1 protein-coding gene is annotated in these 1,064 nt (G+C 60.2%); it reads right to left on the bottom strand.

The genetic code is table 11. The features are described from left to right. Window positions 1-545: 545 nt before the first annotated feature. Window positions 546-929 (bottom strand): hypothetical protein, encoded by a 384-nt coding sequence (locus ABFX36_RS18885; protein WP_223372675.1) that lies wholly within the window; start codon window positions 927-929, stop codon window positions 546-548. Between the last annotated feature and the right edge of the window lie 135 nt (window positions 930-1,064).

Here is a 1,064-nt window from a genome sequence, read left to right as displayed (position 1 = left end):
AGCATCGGATTCAGTCTCAGCAGAGAAGGACACCCCCCACACTCTGACTGCGACCACCGACAAGCGTGAGACGTCAACGATGTCCCGACGACACGACGTCAAGCATGTCCCGAGCCCTTACACGTCAGCATCGCCAGATTCGCGAGGATGACGAGCTGGATTACGTCTGGCTGTCAAGCGACGTCACCCCTGAGGGCGGCATGTCTCATGGAATGGGGCACTCCGGTGAAGGGGTGTTGGCCACTGCCGGAGAAGAAGCCGTAGCTGTTGGCTGAGCAAATCTGGTGCAGGACCAGATCGAGCGGACGGGGATTCAGTGGCCCCGCGGCCGCACGGGAGGCGCCATGGGCGCAGTTCTCATCGGAGGGATAGCAACATGGAGTGGCCGCGACGGCGAGCAAGCAGCGATCGGCTCCCTCTCTGCCTGACTTCGAACCATCGGCCGTCCGCGACATCGGCGGACGTTCGGCGCCGACAACTCGTCCTACTCTGACACGTTTCCTTACCAGCTAAAGCGGCTGTGGCAGAGTCGGTCATGCTCGGTGTCAAATGTATTCGTCACGGGTGCGCGTCTTGGCTGAGGGGTAAAGATGGCGCCCGAGTCGTCCTCCCGCGCCGGCCGGCATCATCCTCGGCCCCATGTCGTATTCGGCAAGCGGGAAATTGCGGCTAGTTAACATTAACATGGCGTGATCGTCGTCACTCGATGCGGCGAATGGCCTCGTTACGTGACGTAGCAGGCCGCCCAGATTGTCGGTCGGTCGGGCAGTTGGTGTGCGAAAACCGTCGTCGGTGATCATGATCTCGCGGTCGAGGGTGACGACCGAAACATTCTCGTGGCGGTATCGCATATGTGCGTCTATCAAACGTCGTTGCTGCGGTGTTGCAATGTCCCGAAGGCCCGACTGGATTCGTTCGGTGAATGCCATAACGGTGGCTAGCCTCGAAATTTCATCGGGGTGACGTCCTGGCCTGTGCGGTTTCGGATTGATGGTTGTGAGCTGATTGTGCCTGTCGGGTACGACAAGGCCGCCGATCGTCGGATACGTCCGGGTTCCACATCA

This window comes from Gordonia cholesterolivorans, from assembly GCF_039531975.1.
Taxonomy (GTDB): domain Bacteria; phylum Actinomycetota; class Actinomycetes; order Mycobacteriales; family Mycobacteriaceae; genus Gordonia; species Gordonia sihwensis.
Note: the sequence above shows the minus strand (reverse complement) of the source record. Positions and strands in the feature narration are given on the sequence as shown.